The 15,087-nt window shown below is 68.4% G+C and carries 12 protein-coding genes and 1 pseudogene; 4 read left to right on the top strand and 9 right to left on the bottom strand.

Annotated elements, in window-relative coordinates; translation table 11 throughout:
• The first annotated feature begins 5 nt into the window (after positions 1–5).
• Positions 6–990: pseudogene (locus tag QF040_RS11310) on the top strand (D-2-hydroxyacid dehydrogenase family protein).
• A gap of 20 nt (positions 991–1,010) precedes the next feature.
• Here QF040_RS11310 and QF040_RS11305 read toward each other — a convergent pair.
• The 3 genes from QF040_RS11305 to QF040_RS11295 are packed head-to-tail and all read right to left on the bottom strand — an operon-like array spanning position 1,011 to position 4,927.
• Entirely contained in the window at positions 1,011–3,131 is a 2,121-nt protein-coding gene (locus QF040_RS11305; protein WP_429611095.1) for an acetate--CoA ligase family protein, read from the bottom strand.
• Positions 3,128–3,946, bottom strand: coding sequence for an enoyl-CoA hydratase/isomerase family protein (locus QF040_RS11300; protein ID WP_429611094.1), 819 nt, complete (start codon positions 3,944–3,946; stop codon positions 3,128–3,130). Before QF040_RS11300 ends, QF040_RS11305 begins: the two co-directional genes overlap by 4 nt.
• A gap of 12 nt (positions 3,947–3,958) precedes the next feature.
• Complete coding sequence (locus QF040_RS11295) at positions 3,959–4,927, bottom strand: tripartite tricarboxylate transporter substrate binding protein (protein WP_429611093.1); 969 nt, start codon at positions 4,925–4,927, stop codon at positions 3,959–3,961.
• Between the two features lie 135 nt (positions 4,928–5,062).
• Here QF040_RS11295 and QF040_RS11290 point away from each other — a divergent pair, with 135 nt between their 5' ends.
• Positions 5,063–5,833 carry an IclR family transcriptional regulator gene (locus QF040_RS11290; RefSeq protein ID WP_429611092.1) on the top strand — a complete coding sequence of 257 codons (771 nt, stop codon included), beginning with the start codon at positions 5,063–5,065 and terminating at the stop codon, positions 5,831–5,833.
• A 16-nt stretch (positions 5,834–5,849) separates the two neighbouring features.
• Here QF040_RS11290 and QF040_RS11285 read toward each other — a convergent pair whose 3' ends face one another.
• Together QF040_RS11285 and QF040_RS11280 are read right to left on the bottom strand one after the other, a co-directional pair.
• Positions 5,850–6,995 carry an ABC transporter substrate-binding protein gene (locus QF040_RS11285; protein ID WP_429611091.1) on the bottom strand — a complete coding sequence of 382 codons (1,146 nt, stop codon included), beginning with the start codon at positions 6,993–6,995 and terminating at the stop codon, positions 5,850–5,852.
• Positions 6,996–7,114: 119 nt separating this feature from the next.
• Complete coding sequence (locus QF040_RS11280; RefSeq protein ID WP_429611090.1) at positions 7,115–8,011, bottom strand: amidohydrolase family protein; 897 nt, start codon at positions 8,009–8,011, stop codon at positions 7,115–7,117.
• A gap of 79 nt (positions 8,012–8,090) precedes the next feature.
• Here QF040_RS11280 and QF040_RS11275 point away from each other — a divergent pair, with 79 nt between their 5' ends.
• A complete protein-coding gene (locus QF040_RS11275) occupies positions 8,091–9,794 on the top strand; it encodes a M14 family zinc carboxypeptidase (RefSeq protein WP_429611089.1) in 1,704 nt (567 codons plus the stop codon).
• A gap of 12 nt (positions 9,795–9,806) precedes the next feature.
• Here the strand turns inward: QF040_RS11275 and QF040_RS11270 are convergent, their stop codons facing one another.
• Positions 9,807–10,052, bottom strand: coding sequence for a putative hemolysin (locus tag QF040_RS11270; RefSeq protein ID WP_429611088.1), 246 nt, complete (start codon positions 10,050–10,052; stop codon positions 9,807–9,809).
• Entirely contained in the window at positions 10,049–11,737 is a 1,689-nt protein-coding gene (locus QF040_RS11265) for a hypothetical protein (RefSeq protein WP_429611087.1), read from the bottom strand. Before QF040_RS11265 ends, QF040_RS11270 begins: the two co-directional genes overlap by 4 nt.
• A gap of 233 nt (positions 11,738–11,970) precedes the next feature.
• On the opposite strand from QF040_RS11265, the gene QF040_RS11260 reads away from it, so the two are divergent.
• Positions 11,971–12,201, top strand: coding sequence for a hypothetical protein (locus QF040_RS11260; protein ID WP_429611086.1), 231 nt, complete (start codon positions 11,971–11,973; stop codon positions 12,199–12,201).
• Between the two features lie 80 nt (positions 12,202–12,281).
• Here the strand turns inward: QF040_RS11260 and QF040_RS11255 are convergent, their stop codons facing one another.
• Positions 12,282–14,525: a hypothetical protein gene (locus QF040_RS11255; protein ID WP_429611085.1), complete on the bottom strand. Its 2,244-nt coding sequence runs from the start codon at positions 14,523–14,525 to the stop codon at positions 12,282–12,284.
• Positions 14,525–15,025 carry a pyridoxamine 5'-phosphate oxidase family protein gene (locus QF040_RS11250; protein ID WP_429611084.1) on the bottom strand — a complete coding sequence of 167 codons (501 nt, stop codon included), beginning with the start codon at positions 15,023–15,025 and terminating at the stop codon, positions 14,525–14,527. The genes QF040_RS11255 and QF040_RS11250 overlap by 1 nt, the downstream gene beginning before the upstream one ends.
• Between the last annotated feature and the right edge of the window lie 62 nt (positions 15,026–15,087).

The raw sequence follows: 15,087 nt of genomic DNA, 5'->3' as shown, positions 1-15,087 counted from the left end.
CGCGCATGCGCATCGCCATCCCCGACGACTACCAGGACTGTGTTCGCGGCCTCGACTGCTTTTCGAAGCTCGACGCCCACGAGACGCGCATCTTCAACGACACGGTCAAGGGCACCGACGCACTGGCCGAGCGCTTCGCCGATGCCGAGGCCATCGTGCTGACGCGCGAGCGCACGCGCATCGACGCCGCGCTGCTCGACCGCCTGCCCAGGCTCCGTCTGATCAGCCAGACCGGCAAGCTCGCGGGGCACGTCGACCTGGCGGCTTGCACCGCGCGCGGCGTGCTCGTGGCCGAGGGCAGCGGGGCGGGGTCCGCCACCGCGGAACTGAGCTGGGCGCTCGCGCTCGCGAGCCGCCGGCACCTTGTCGATGAGGCCAACCGCATGCGCCAGGGGCTCTGGCAGGGGCACCTCGGCCAGCAACTGGGTGGACAGCGCCTCGGCGTCTGGAGCTACGGCCGCATCGGTCGGCAGGTGGCCGCCTACGGCCGCGTGTTCGGCATGAAGGTCTGGGTGTGGGGCCCGCGAGGCATCGACCGCCGCGGCGCGCGCCGACGGCTTCGAGGTGGCGCCGTCGCGCGAAGCCTTCTTCGCCGAGAGCGATGTGATCAGCCTGCACGTGCGGCTCACGGCGGAGACGCAGGGGCTGGTCACGGCCGATGATCTCGCGCGCATGAAGCGCACGGCGCTGCTGGTCAACACCAGCCGCGCCGAGCTGGTCGCCGAGGGCGCGCTCGAGCAGGCGCTGCACGCGGGCCATCCGGGGTTCGCGGCCGTCGATGTGTACGAGCAGGAGCCCGTCATGGCGCAGGACCATCCGTTGCTCGCATTGCCCAACGTGCTCTGCACGCCGCACATAGGCTATGTCGAGAAGGACAATTACGAGCGCTATTTCGGCATCGCCTTCGACAACATCAACGCGTTCGCCGAAGGGCGGCTCACCGATGTCGTGAACCCCGAAGCGCTGGAGGCCGCGCGCCGCAGGACCTGATCCAACGGCGCGCGGTCAGGTCACCCGCGTGCGAGCACCGCCACGCCGTCCGCCGCTCGCACGCCTTCTCCCTTCGGCAGCACGAACACCGGGTTGATCTCCGCCTCGACGAGCCGCTCGCCGAGCGCGTCGATCATTCGCGAGAACGCGACGATCGCCGACACCAGCGCATCGACATCGGCCAGCTTGCGCCCCCTGAAGCCGTCGAGCAGCGGCCATGTGCGCAGCTCGCGCACCAGCGACAGCGCTTCGTCGCCGCTCAATCCACCGGGCGGCACCATGCGCAACGCCGTGTCCTTGAGCAGTTCGGCCGTGACGCCGCCCATGCCCAGCAGCACCGCGGGGCCCAGCGGGTCGCGATGGCAGCCGAGGATCAGCTCCACACCGCCTTCGACCATCTCCTGCACCAGGAACTGCGCCGGCCGCACGCCGGCACGTTCGCTCACCTCGGCGGCCATGCGCTCGAGCCGTTCGCCGACGCGGTCCACCGCGATGCCGACCGCCACGCCGCCGACGTCGCTCTTGTGCGTGATCTCGGACGACAGAATCTTGAGCACGACCTTGCCTGTGCCCAGTTCGCGCGCCGCCGCGACCGCCTCTTCGGCGTTGCCGACGATGCGCTCGCGCACGCACGGCACGCCGAAGCGCGTGAAGAGATTTTTCGCCTCGGCTTCGTTCAACGGGCCATCGGGCAGATCGTCGAGATGGACGGTGCCAATCGCGTCGTCGCCTCGCGCCGCAGGCGCTTTCCATTGCGTTGTTTCCAGCATCGCCGCGAGCGCGCTCGTGCAGCTTTCGGGCGCCATGAAGGCGGGCACGCCACGCCGGTTCAAGAGGCTCGCGATGCCGGGCGCATGCGGGCTCACGAACACGACCAGCGGCTTGTCGCTGCCCGGCAGGCTGTCGTGGATGGCACTGGCCATCAGGTCGGGCATCGCGAGGCCTGAAGAGCCGACGATCACCACCACCGCGTCATAGCTCGGGCTCGCCAGCAGCGAGGTGATCGCGCCGCGCAACAGGGCCGGCTGCAGGCCGGCCAGCGTGACGTCGATCGGGTTGCGGTCCAGCACCGCGTGGTCGCCGGACTGCAGCGCCCGCAGTGCGGCGGCCGTGGCTTCGTCGGGTGCCGGGGTCTCGAAGCCCGCGGTGCCGAGGCTGTCGGCCACCAGCGTTCCCGCACCGCCGGTCGATGTGAGCACCGCGACCCGGCGGCCCGCAAGGCGCCGGCCGGTGACCAATGCAGCGGGCAAGTCGAGCAGGTCGGAAAAGGTCTGCGCGCGGACGATGCCGACTTCGCGGAACAGCGCGTCGTACATGCGGTCCGCGCCTGCGAGCGCGCCGGTGTGCGACACGGCCGCCGCCGCGCCCGATTCGGAACGCCCGACCTTGAACACGACAACCGGCTTGCCCTTGCGCGCAGCCTTGAGCGCCGCGGCCTTGAACTTCGCGGGGTTGCGCACGCCTTCCATATAGAGCGCGATCACCGAGGTCGCCTCGTCGTCCGCCAGGTAGTCGATGAAGTCGGCCATGTCGAGGTCGGCCTCGTTGCTGGTGGAGATCAGCTTCGACAGCCCGATGCCGCGCGCCGCCGCCCGCGACAGCAACGCGCCGAGGATGCCGCCGCTCTGCGACACGACGCTGATGCTGCCGGCCTCGAAGTCCTGCATTTCCAGCGCGCCCGTGGCCGAGAGCGTGATGCGGTCCGTGAGATTGACCAGCCCGATGGTGTTGGGCCCCAGGATGCGCATGCCGCCCGCGGCCTCCAGCAACTGCTGCTGGCGCCGCGCGCCTTCCGCGCCTACTTCTGTGTAGCCGCTGGCCAGCACGATGGCCGCCGCCGTGCCGCGCGCGGCCAGCTCGCGCACCGCCTCGTGCGCGCGCTCGGCGCCCAGCAGCACGATGCCGACATCGGGTGCCTGGGGCAGCGATTGCACGTCGGGGTAGCTCTTGAGCCCGCCGATCACATCGGCGCGCGGATTCACCGGATAGATCGCGCCGGCGAAGCCGTGCTTCGTGAGGTAGGCGACGGGGCGGCCCGCGGTTTTGGCCGGATCGGCGGAGGCGCCGATCACGGCCACGCTGCGCGGCTTCATCAACCGTGCGATCGCGTTGTCGGGCATGTCAGGCAAGAGGGCGCTCATGCCGTTTTCTCCTTGCCCGCATTCAGGAATGCCAGCACCGCATCGCGATGCTGCTGCGTCGTGTAGCAGATGCCCTGCGCCTGGCTGCCCTTGGCGAACACCTGTTCGGCCGGCGATTCGAAGCTCTGGTTCAGGATCGACTTGCCCAGCGCGATCGCCGCCGCCGATCCTTGCGACAGCTCGGTCGCCCACGCGTGCGCATCGGCCAGCAGGTTCTGCGCGCTGGTCATGCGGTCGGCAATGCCGAGCTTCAGCGCTTCGTCGGGCTCGACCTTGCGGCCGGTGAAGATCAGTTCCTTGGCGCGCGAGAGGCCCACGCGCCGCGGCAGGAAGTACATGCCGCCGCCGTCCGGAATCAGCCCGCGCTTGATGTAGCTCCACGCGAAGCTGGCCGCGTCGGAGGCCAGCACGAAGTCGCAGGCCATCGCCATGTCGGCGCCCAGCCCGTTGGCGCCGCCGTTGACGGCCGCGATCACCGGCTTGGGCATCGTGTGCAGCAGCGACACCGAGTGGTGCACGCGCTGCTGACGGCTCCAGCCATTGAAGCCCACTTCGCCCGCGGGCGCGTCCATGCGCCGCTGCATGCCGGCCACGTCGCCGCCCGCGCAGAAGCCCTTGCCGGCGCCGGTCAGCACCAGCGCGCGCACGCTGTTGTCGGCACCGATTTTTTCGAGCGCGGCGATGAAGTCGCTGCGCATGCCGTCGGTGATGGCGTTGCGTTTCTCGGGGCGGTTCAGCGTCAGGGTCGCGATGCCGGCGCGGATCTCCAGTTCGATCAGCGACGGTGCCGCGTCGGGTGTGGTGGTGGTGCTCATGGGGAATGTTCCTCAGTCTGTGGTGATGTGGTTGTCCTTGACGACCTTGCGCCAGCGCACTTCCTCGGCGCGCACGTAGGTGTCGAGTTGCGCGGGCGCGCCGACGTCGACGGCGAGGCCTTCCGCTTCGGTCTGCTTGATGAAGGCGGGCGTCTTGACGGCTTTCTTGACCGCGGCGTTGAGCTGGTCGATCACGTCCTTGGGCGTCCTGGCCGCGACGTAGAGGCCGTACCAGCTTTCGGCCGCATAGCCGGGCACACCGGCCTCGGCGAGCGTCGGCACGCTGGCGTAGGCAGGGGAGCGGCGCGCGGTGGTCACGCCGAGTGCGCGCATCTTTCCGCTGTCGACGAAGGGGCGCACGGCCGATGCGGTGGCGAACATCATGTCGACCTGGCCGCCGAGGAGGTCGGTCATGGCGGGGCCCGCACCGCGGTAGGGAATGTGGGAGAGATCGACCTTGGCGAGGTTCTTGAAGAGTTCGCCCGCGAGGTGCGCCGAGGTGCCGTTGCCCTGCGACGCGAAGGTCAGCTTGCCCGGCTTGGCCTTGGCTGCGGCGATGAGGTCGGCGACGGTCTTGTAGGGGCTGTCGGTGCGCACCACCAGCACGTTGGGCGAGACGCCGATCAGCGCCACGGGCGCGAAGGCCTTGTCGGTGTCGTAGGGCAGCTTGGCTTGCAGCGCTGGGTTCACCGCATGCGCGAACGTGGCCATGACCAGCGTGTAGCCATCGGGCGCGCTCTTGGCGACGAAGTCGCTGCCGATGATCGTGCCGGCGCCTGGCTTGTTGTCGACGATGACCGGCTGGCCCAGCGCCTCCGACATGCCGACGCCGAGCGTGCGCGTGATCGCGTCGGTGCCGCCGCCGGGCGCGAAGGGCACCACGATGCGCAGCGGTTTGTCGGGAAAGGCGGCCCAGGTGGCGAGTGGCGCAAATGCGATCAGCGATAACGCGAGCGTGCGAATGGATGCGAATGTCGGCATGTGTGTGTCTCTCTTTGTAGGGGTTCGAAGCGAGCCTTCAGCTTAGGTCGCATACTCCCGCCGCGCACCGGCCCAATTCCACTCGGTGGAAATGAGCGGCGGTCCGCACCAATGAGAAACCAAGGAGACGACACCATGGCAAGCACGCTCAATCGTTCGCTCGAACGGGGCATGGAAATCCTTCGTGCGTTCCGGCCCGGCTCCGCCTTGCTGGGCAACAGCGAGATCGCCGAGCGCACCGGGCTTTCGCCCGCAACGGTGAGCCGCCTCACGCAGACGCTGGTGGTGGCCGGCATGCTGGCGCACGACCGGAGCGCGCGCGCCTACCGATTGGCGGCGCCGGTGCTGAGCCTGGCGCATGCCATGCGCACCGGCTCGGTCGTGCTGCAGGCTGCGGCGCCGCTGATGCGGGCGCTGGCCGAAAAGCTGCGCATCAATGTCGGGCTGGCGGTGGCCGACCGGTCGGAGATGGTCTATCTGGAGTCGATCCGCTACAACCGCCGCGCGTCGCTGCGCAATGTGGTGAGCGGGCAGCGCGTGCCGATCGAGCTGACCTCGCTGGGACGCGCCTGGCTGGCGGTTGCGCCGGCCGACGCGCGCGAGGCGCTGTTCGCTGAATTCGCCGCGCGAAGAACCGACTGGCCCCGGCTGCGCAAGGAGATCGACAAGGCCATCGAGAGCGTCGCGCAGCGGGGCTGGTGCGCCGCCTCGTGGCAGCCGGAGGTGGTGGCGCTGGCCGCGCCGCTGAAGCTGGAATCCGCGTGGGGCTACGTGCTGAACGTGAGCGTGTCGTCCACGGAATCATCGAGCGATGTGTCGGCGGAACTGAGCACGCCACTGCTGGCCCTGAGCCAGAAAATCATCCGCGCCGTCGACACGCGGGAGCCCGCCGGCGCGATGCGCTAGCGGGCGGTGGGCGATGTCAGCGACGGACCTTGCCGTCTTCCGTGAGCATCGACAGCTCGACGTAGTTCGACGCCTTGTGGTCGCGCGCGCTGAAGTCGACGTGGAAGCCGCCGAAGTCGGTGTTCTGCATGGATTCGAGCCCGGCGACGAGCGAGTCGCGCGTGGCCGGCTTGCCGGCGCGCTTCAGGCCCTCGGCGAACACCTTGGCCGCCACGTAGCCTTCCATGCTCGAGTAGTTCGGCTTGGCATCGCCGCCGGCCTTGCGCACCGCTTCCACGTACTCGCGCGAAATCGCGGTGCTGGTGGAGAACGGGGAGGGCATGACCTGGCTGATCACCACGCCGCGGGCTTCCTTGCCGAGCTCGTCGGCCAGGGCCTGCGTGCCGACGAACGACACGTTGAAGAAGGTGCCGCCGTAGCCGGCCTTGCGCGCTTCGCGGATGAAGGCGGCGCACGCCTTGTAGGCACCCACCTGGATCACGGCGGCGGGCTGGGCGGCCATGATGTCCTTCACCGCCTTGCTCACGTTGACCGAGTTGCGCTCGACGGTGCCGATGGCAACCGGCGCCAGGCCGATGGGCTTGAGCGCGCTGAGGACGCCCGAGAGTCCGGCCTGTCCGTAGGCGTCGTTCTGGTGGAACACCGCGATCTTCTGGATGCCGAGCGAGGTGAGCTGCTTGACGATGAGCGCGGTCTCGTCGTCGTACGAGGCGCGCACGTGGAACACGGTCTTGCGGAACGGATCGCGCAACGCCTCGGCGCCGGTGAAGGGGCCGAAGAACGGGATCTTCGCCGCGTCGACCAGCGGCATCGCGGCCATGCAGGTGGGCGTGCCGACGTAGCCGAAGAGGGCGAAGACGTCGTCCTTGATGAGCTTGTCGGTGTTGGCCTTGCAGCGCTCGGGCTCGTAGCCGTCGTCGAGCGTGCGCAGCTCGACGGTGCGGCCGTTGACGCCGCCGGTGGCGTTGAGCGCGTCGAAGTAGATGCGCGCGCCCTGGTTCATCTGCAGGCCCAGTTGCTCCGCGGGGCCGCTGAAGGCGGCGGATTGGCCGAGCACGATGCGTGCGGGTTGGGCGAGGGCGGGGAGTGCGATGGCGGCGCCGGCGGCGGCAACGTACTTGATCGCGTCTCTGCGGTGAAGGGAGGTTTTGAGGAAGGGCATGGGATGGCGATGCCGAGCGGTCGAAGCCTCTCCGGGAAAGCCGACAGGCCCTTCGCCGCTCGTGTGAAAAGGTAATCCAGTGTAACCGCGGGTTCGGGTAAACCCTCGGTTCAGTCGGGCTATCGCACCCCGAACAACCCCGCCGCATTCCCCCACGCCACGCGCTGCGCGATGGCCGGCGGCAGGTCGCCGAGCCAGTTGCGGTAGCCCTGCATGGTCTCGTCGTAGGAGCTCCAGCGCTGGTTGACCCAGGTGTCGGAACCGACGAGGAAGCGGTCGGGAAACGCCAGGATCAGCTCGCGCCACGGCGCGCACAGCTTGCCGCCTTCGCAGGTGAGCCCGGGGCGGTACGACAGCTCGCCCATCAGCTTCGGATAGCGCTCCAGCATCTGCCGCACCCGCGCGACGGGCGTGCCGCCGATGCCCGTGTGCGCCCAGATCAGCCGCAGCTCGCGGCCTTGCGTGGGCGAGTGCGCCATCAGCAGGTCGACCGCCTCGTCGTCCACGTGCGCGAGCACGGCGAGCTGCCGCTGCTCGGCCAGCAGCATCAGCTTCTTTGCGACCGGGCCGTTCGCGTTGGCGCTCTCGTACAGGTGAAATTCGCCAATGCCTCGGTAGGGGCCGCTCGCGGTGCCGCGCGCGAGTTCGCTCTGCACCATCTCGTAGATGGTCTCGTCGCGGAACCAGTTGGTGTAGTCGGCGCGGTTGCGGTAGAGGCGCACGAAGGGCACGACGGTGACGCCGGCTTCGCGCGTCTCGCGCAGCGCCGCGAGCGTGCGCGTGCCTTCGTTGGGCCGCGAGTTGCCGACGATGGCGCGCACGCCGTTGCGCTGCATGCGCGCGAGCGCCTCGGCCGGCGGAAACGGGCCGCTGCTGCCGTTCCAGGCTTCCTCGTTGTAGTGGAGATGGGCGTCGAAGATCGGGCCGGTGTAGTCGGCCGCCTGTGCCGAAAAAGCGAAGACCGCGCCGCAGGCCAGGAGCGCGGCGCGAAAGAGGGAAGAAGAGAAGGGAGCCATGGATGTTCCTTGCGAGATGCCCGTGGAAGACACGCGATCGTCGATGCAGAATCGGTTTCGATCAACGGAGCCTTTCCCGATGCCTGCCGAAAAAGACCGCCAGTACCTCACGCCGTACGAACACGGCAACCGCAACCAGACCACCACCTGGGCCGAATGCGTCGCCTTCTACGAACGGCTCGCGAAGGACTTTCCCTCGGTGCTGCGATGGCAGCAGATCGGCACCTCGGACAACGGCATTCCGATGCACGCGGGCATCGTCACTGCCGATGCGCAGTTCGACCGGGAGGCGCTCAAGCGCGAGGGGCGTCCGGTCTTCTTCAACAACAACGGCATCCACCCCGGCGAGCCCGAGGGCATCGACACCTGCATGGCGCTGGTGCGCGATTTATGCACCGAGCCTGCGCGGCTCGCTGCACTGGGCGACACGGTCTTCCTGTTCATTCCGGTCTACAACGTGGACGGCTGCCTCAACCGGCAAAGCACCTCCCGCGTGAACCAACTGGGCCCGGAATCGTTCGGCTTTCGCGGCAACGCGCGGCACCTGGACCTGAACCGCGACTTCATCAAGTGCGACAGCCTCGCCGCGCAGGTGTTCAACCGCTTCTTCACCGCGTGGGACCCGGACGTGATGGTCGACACCCACACCTCGAACGGTGCCGACTACGCCTACACGATGACGCTGATCCCGACCCAGCCCGACAAGCTCGGCGGTGGCCTCGGCCAGTTCCTGCGCAGCCGCATGCTGCCCGCGATCTACGGCGACATGGGCGAGCGCGGATGGCCCACCTGCCCCTACGTGAACTGCGTGGCCGAGACGCCCGACGACGGCATCGCCGACTTCCTCGACTCGCCGCGCTTCTCGACCGGCTACGCGGCCCTGCACCACACCATCGGCTTCATGCCCGAGACGCACATGCTCAAGCCCTACGCCGACCGAGTTGCGGCGATGCGGACGCTGGTCGAAGTGGTGCTGGATTTCACTGTCGCGCATGCGGCGGAGATTCAAACGCTGCGCCGCGAGACCAAGGCAGGTTCTGCGCAGCAGGCGCAGTGGCCGCTGTCCTGGCGTTCGGATCAGAGCCGGCCGAACAGCTTTCGCTTCAAGGGGTACGAGGCGGTCTACACGCCGAGCAGCCTGGGCAATTACCAGCGCCTGTCTTACGACCGCAACCAGCCTTGGGAAAAAGACATTCCGTACTTCGATCGCTTCGTGGAAGAGGTGGTCGTTGCCGCGCCCAAGGCCTATCTCGTTCCGCAGGCCTGGCGCGAAGTGATCGAGCGGCTGGAATGGAATGGCGTGGCGCTGCGCAGGTTGGAAAAAGACCAGGCCTTCGAGAACGCCCGCGTGTACCGCATCGCGCACGTGGCCCCGCGCCCCGGGCCGTACGAAGGGCACATGTTCCATGACGAGGTGTCGCTCGTTCCGCACGCCGAGACCGTTCATGCGCGCGCCGGCGATGTGTGGATTTCGCTCGACCAGCCCAAGGCCCGCTACATCGTCGAAACGCTGGAGCCCCAAGCCCACGACAGCTTCTTCCGCTGGGGCTTCTTCAACGGCGTGCTCGAAAAGAAGGAGAGCTTCTCGGCCTACGTGTTCGAAGACACGGCGCACCGGATGCTGGAAGAAGAGCCGGCGCTGAAGGCCGGCTTCGAGGCATGGAAGAAGAACAACCCCGACAAGCTCGGCGACCCACAGGCGGTACTGGGCTTTATCTTTGCGCATGGCCAGCGCCATGCGGAGGCCGGGTGGCGGCGCTACCCGGTGGTGGGATTGAGCTGACGCCGCGCCGTTCTACTTCGCGGGGTGATCCCGCCGATACAGCGCCCACTCCTCGATCTCTTTGCCATCGGGCAACTGGCAGATGCCGAACTGCCCCTTGTCGTTCGACTTCATGAGCGTCTTGCCGCCGAGCTTCTGGCAATAGACCGATGCCGGGTTCGCCATGCCGACCCGAGGCGGTTCGGGCTGAGGTTGGGGTTGCGCGCAGGCCATGAGAACGAGTGCGCAGAAGGGGAGCAGCAGGTACTTGGTGGTCATCGGGCCAGTGTAGGTGTCGTGGTCTTGGGCCTCGACGACGGCTCCCACGAATCGGGCGTGGTCGCGACCAGTCCCTTGAAGTCCTTCCACGACCGCGCGCCCGGCACGGTGCGCCCGCCGATCACCACCACCTTCGCATACGCGACCATGCGCTCGCGCAGGTAGCGGCGGTCCGATTCGGGCCAGGTCTCGATCGAATGCGGCCCGCGCGCCAGCACGATCTCCTTCACGCCGCGGATGCGGTTGTAGGCCGCGACGGTGCCTTCCAGCGTTTCCGCGCGGTCCCACAGGCCCTTGCCGAAGAAGGCCGCGGGCCAGCGGTCCATGCCCGCGAGCGGGGCGGAGTTCGGATAGAAAAGGATGTGGTGGTCCGCCGCCATGCCGCCCAGGAACAGGTTGCGGTCCGCGAGATCGGGCGCGTCGCCCACATAGCCCGCGCCGCTCGCGAACGACGACAGCAAGATCGCGCCACGGATGTTTCGCAGGCCCCGGGGCTTGGCGCAGTTCACTTCCGGCAGGTCGAAGCTGCAGGTGGCGACGTAGTTCGTGGTCATCGCCCAGGCGGTCGACATCGAGCCGCGCGAGTAGCCGCCCAGCACCAGCGGAATCTCGTTGGCCTTCATGCCCGCCAGCAGCCGGCCGCGCGCGGCGGTGCCTTCGAGCATCTCGCCAGAAGGCGTGAGCATGCGCAGCCCCCGGCCGTCTTCCAGCTGGCCTAGCGTGCGGAACACGTCCTCGCCTTGCTCTAGCGTGTTGGTGTCGCTGAAGCCGCCCGAGATGCCTTCGCCGCGCCGGTCGTAGGCCAGCACGTCGAAGCCCGCCTGGTTCAGCGCATAAAGGTTCTCGCGCCACCAGCGCTGGCCCATGGTTTCGGTGGTGGCGTTGGGGAACTGCAGCGGCGTCGTCTTGCCCGTCTTCTCGTCGATCCGGTAGGAGACCTCGTCCGGATGCTGGATCGCCGTGAGCTGCCCGCCGCCGCCCGGCGCCATGATCGCGAGCGCGCGCACCTTGCCGCCCTTGCCGTCGTCCACGCCGGCGCCTTCGATGTACCAGCCGCGCAGCTTGATGTCGGCGGTCTTCTTCAGGTCGATGCGCTCGAAGGCATCGGGCGGTACGGTGAACTCGACCGTGTAGGTACGGCCCTCGGCTTCGGCGATGCCTTCGCGGTAGGGCGCCTTCGCGAAGAAGGCGGGCCGGCGGATCTGCTTCAGGTCGACCTGCCCGTCGGGATCGATCTTTCCGGACGGATCGACCACGCCGGTGGAGCGCGTGGCGCGCGCCTTGTTCGGCGGCAGCCAGCGCTGCATCTGTGCGTTGATGCGCTTGAAGCAGGCCGCATCTTCCTTGCAGGCGCGCCAGCGGGCCTTGAGCTTGTCGTCGGTGAATTCGCTGATGTGATAGTCGCCGCCCGCGTAGCTCGCCGGCGTGGGGTTGGCCGTGAGCAGCAGCGGCACGCAGACGGAGCTGCCCGTGCCCTTGGGCCCTTGATGCAGCAGGTAGCCGGGCAGCATCGCGTTGCGGTCGGTGCCGACCCAGGCGGTGCAGTCGGTGGGCGGCGGCGTGCTGTTGTCGGCCTGTCGCTTGGCTTCGGTGCTGCCCGTGCAGGCCGACAGCGCGAGCAGGGCACCGAGGCCCAGTGCGCAGAGACTTCGTTCGAGGCGGGGCGACAGGTCGTTGAGGGTCATGCGGGCGAGAACTCGTGCAGGGAGGCGTGCCATTGTGTGCGCCGTCCGTGACCGAAGCCGGGGGGCAATGGCGCTTTGTGATGCGGGAGGGCTCCTACCGAGGGAGCAGACCTATTCAGTGGAACGCGATTTCAGTCCGACCGGCCATAAAGCAGGTCTGCGGAATTTATTGCCGCTCTGGTAATAGTTCCTTGGGGCGCACGAGCGCGAGCCACTACCCTCGACCCCCTCATATGGAAGCAACCCCCTTTGCCATCGACCTGCCGGAGCACTGGACCGGCTCCTTCAAGCTCACGCAGACACCCGCCGGCAGCTATGTCGGCATGGCCAGCCTGAGCTTCGGCGGCGATCCCCGATGGGTGCTCGTGATCACCCCGCAACTCAGCCTGGAAGCCGCCATGGAGCGCGTCAGGCTCCGGGTCGGCCACTTCATCCGCGAGCGGAACGCGAGGCCCGGCGCCTGACGTTCAAACCCCCGAGCCCGTGCAATGCGGCCCGGAAGTTTCATAGCCCCTGTATCTATCCGTCTGGGCTGATCCCGCCGCTACGACGACGGCGCGGGCGGCAACGTGGCCTCGGCGGTCGGCGAGTGCTGCAGCGCGGTGGGCAGCCGGTGGTCCAGCCAGTCCATGCGCCAGGCCAGCACCACGAGCGCCAGCGCCAGCACCGCCGCGGCGGCGACACCGGCCGCGCCGTGCCGCTCGCGGTACGGATCGCGCGCCACCCGCCGCGCGCCCGGCGGCACATGCGCGGTCTGCGACAGCATGCCGCCCAGCCGCACGTTGACCTTCATGCGCCCGTTGATGGCCCACCCGCTCGCGTCCAGGATCGGTCCGAGGCTGCGCTGGCGCAGCTTGAGCCAGGCGATCAGCATGCTCGGCCCGGAGATCGCCGCGACGATGCCGATGAGCGCCACCGGTATCCATTGCCCCAGGTCGACGAACTTGCCGAAGATCGCAACCAGCACCGCGCTGATGCTCCCGAGGGCGACGCCGATGGCGGCCACGGTGCCGACATCCACGCGGCCCGCCGTGCGGGGCGCGGCAGCGGGCGTCTTGGCCGCGCCCGCTGCTGCGGCCTGATCGGCGGTCGTGAGCTTGGTCGCAAAGCTCGTCAACGTGCCCTGGCCGGCCGCCTCGCTCGCGGCCGCGCGCTTGGCGACCTGCTCCTCGATCACCCGCACGAACTTCTTGTAGGGCGCGAAGAAGGCCTGCGCCACGCTGGTCGGGTTCTCGATCAGCTTGGTGATGGTGGCGTCCCAGTCGCGGCCCTGGCGGTCGTAGAAGACGCCGTTGCGGCCGACGAACAGAAAGTCGATGTCGCCCGCGGTGAAGGCCGCGACGATGCTCATCTTCTGTCCCTGGCGCGTGCAGTCGCAATACGCGAGGCAGGTCTTCGCAAGGCCCGCCAGCACCGCGTGCTTGGCCGTGTCCTGCACCTGCACCGTGAGCTCGCAGCTTCGGCCGTCCAGGTAGAGCGTGCCGGCCTGGAAGATCGCGCCCTCGCGCCGGTAGAAGGCCTTGAACGACACGAAGTTGTTGAGCAGCACCACGAGGTCGCGCCGCAGCCGGATCAGCTTCTCGAGGTCGACCAGCAGGTTGTTGTGCGTCTCGGCGGCTTCGTCGTCGTGAAGGAGCGCGAGCAGCGGTTCGCGCGTCTGCAGGAAGGCATCGAGTTGCGCGAGCGACAGCGCGGCGGCGGCGTTGTCGGGCCGCTCGGCCATCAACGCTTGCAGCGGCGCGAACTGCTGCTTGATGGCCTGCCACTCCGTCTCCGCGAGTTCCTCGCGCGCGCCCAGCAGCGGCGTGACGGCGCGTTCGGCGAACGCGGCGATTTCTTGGGTCCACGCGGGGTTGATGCGGTTGCCATGCAGCGGCAGCACGCAGCTTGGCGTGACGGGGGCGAGCGGCAGGTCGGCAATCGGGTCGGCGCGCAGGTCGAGCCTGTTCGCGCCCAACGCGTCATAGGCCTCGGGCGAAGGGTTCAGTGCCGCCATGGCCTGCGCATCGAACGCGGCGACGCGGCAGCGCGCGAAGTAGTCGTCGAGCTTGGCCTGCACCTTGCGCGTGGCGTCCGCTGCGGCCAGCGTGGGCTCGCCGAGCGGCATCAGCGCCTTGTCGTTCGCGTCGGCCTTGGCATGCCAGTCGCGCGCGGCCTGCACCTCGGCGAAGAAGGCTTCGATGCGCGGGCGGTCGATGCCCGGCGTGGCCTTGTGCCGGTCGGGCACGCTGCCGTGGGTGCGAATGATCTCGGCGACCGTGGCGCGCACGGCGTCGTCTTCGGCCGTCTCGGGCGTGATGACGCCATCGCCGTTGAAACGCATGGCCGCCAGCAACTCGCCGCGGTCGGCGATGTCGGCCAGCGTGAGCGTGGCCGAATCGGGCTTGCCCTGGATCTGCAGCAGGCGGCGCGCCTCCTCGATCAGGCGCGCGCCATCGGCGTTGGCGGCATCCAGGTCGTCCAGCGGCAGCACGTCGCTGCCTTGCAGCAGCACATCGGGATTGCGCAGCCGCGCACACACCCATTCGCAGGCCGCGACCACTTCGGGCGGGCGCACGCGGCCGTCCCCGTCGGCATCGATGAGATCCAGCGTGCGCGCATCGAAGTCGATGCCGCGTGTCGGACAGGCGAGGGCGACCCACAGCTTCTGGTCCAGCTCCCCGAGGCGGGCGATGTCTTCGCCCGTGCGAAAGATAACCTGGTCGGCACCCCCGACCCGGATGAACTGCCAGCGGTGCGGCGCTGTCGTGGGCGATGGTGATTGCGAATGCGTTGGCACCGCACTCATCAGGAAACGGCGACCTTCTTGTGTTCGCCCATGTCCGGTGTCTTGCCCGTCACCGCGGCCTTGGCCATCTTGAACAGCTGCACCATCTTGCTGTCGCCCACGTCCCAGTATTCGGCGCGCAGCACGCTCACGGCCAGGAGGCCCAGGTTGGGGTCGGTCGGCCCATCGGGAAACCAGGCCTTGGCCGCCGTGTTGAACAGGGCTTCCTTCTTGGCTTGGTCTTCCATCAGGGCCGCGTGGCCCGCGACGGAAACGTAGCTGTCGTCATCGGTGTTGGCATAGGAGACGTTCACGGTCGGGTCGGTTGCGACGTGCCGTGCGATCTCTCCGTCCTTCGGCACGAAGAAGTAGAGCGTCGCGTTTTCATCCACGTCCTTGTTCTGCGTGGTCAGCGGATGGCTGTGCAACTGGCCATCGGCATGGCGGTGCGTGAGCATGCCGTAGCGGGTGTCCTTGATCAGCTCCCAGAGCTTGCTGGTGTTTCCGGCGGTGGCGGTCATGGCGGGGGTTTCCATAGGTTGAAGCGTCCGGCACCGGGTGCCGGTGCCGGACGTGTGGTCGG

Source organism: Variovorax sp. W2I14 (genome assembly GCF_050435205.1).
Classification (GTDB): domain Bacteria; phylum Pseudomonadota; class Gammaproteobacteria; order Burkholderiales; family Burkholderiaceae_C; genus Variovorax; species Variovorax paradoxus_C.
Note: the sequence above shows the minus strand (reverse complement) of the source record. Positions and strands in the feature narration are given on the sequence as shown.

Excerpts from the sequence above, each read along its gene's own strand:
- QF040_RS11250 (WP_429611084.1), bottom strand. The coding sequence starts at position 15,025 with ATGACCGCCACCGCCGGAAACACCAGCAAGCTCTGGGAGCTGATCAAG.
- QF040_RS11305 (WP_429611095.1), bottom strand. The coding sequence starts at position 3,131 with ATGAGCGCCCTCTTGCCTGACATGCCCGACAACGCGATCGCACGGTTG.
- QF040_RS11270 (WP_429611088.1), bottom strand. The coding sequence starts at position 10,052 with ATGACCACCAAGTACCTGCTGCTCCCCTTCTGCGCACTCGTTCTCATG.
- QF040_RS11290 (WP_429611092.1), top strand. The coding sequence starts at position 5,063 with ATGGCAAGCACGCTCAATCGTTCGCTCGAACGGGGCATGGAAATCCTT.
- QF040_RS11275 (WP_429611089.1), top strand. The coding sequence starts at position 8,091 with ATGCCTGCCGAAAAAGACCGCCAGTACCTCACGCCGTACGAACACGGC.
- QF040_RS11260 (WP_429611086.1), top strand. The coding sequence starts at position 11,971 with ATGGAAGCAACCCCCTTTGCCATCGACCTGCCGGAGCACTGGACCGGC.
- QF040_RS11300 (WP_429611094.1), bottom strand. The coding sequence starts at position 3,946 with ATGAGCACCACCACCACACCCGACGCGGCACCGTCGCTGATCGAACTG.
- QF040_RS11265 (WP_429611087.1), bottom strand. The coding sequence starts at position 11,737 with ATGACCCTCAACGACCTGTCGCCCCGCCTCGAACGAAGTCTCTGCGCA.
- QF040_RS11295 (WP_429611093.1), bottom strand. The coding sequence starts at position 4,927 with ATGCCGACATTCGCATCCATTCGCACGCTCGCGTTATCGCTGATCGCA.
- QF040_RS11255 (WP_429611085.1), bottom strand. The coding sequence starts at position 14,525 with ATGAGTGCGGTGCCAACGCATTCGCAATCACCATCGCCCACGACAGCG.
- QF040_RS11285 (WP_429611091.1), bottom strand. The coding sequence starts at position 6,995 with ATGCCCTTCCTCAAAACCTCCCTTCACCGCAGAGACGCGATCAAGTAC.
- QF040_RS11280 (WP_429611090.1), bottom strand. The coding sequence starts at position 8,011 with ATGGCTCCCTTCTCTTCTTCCCTCTTTCGCGCCGCGCTCCTGGCCTGC.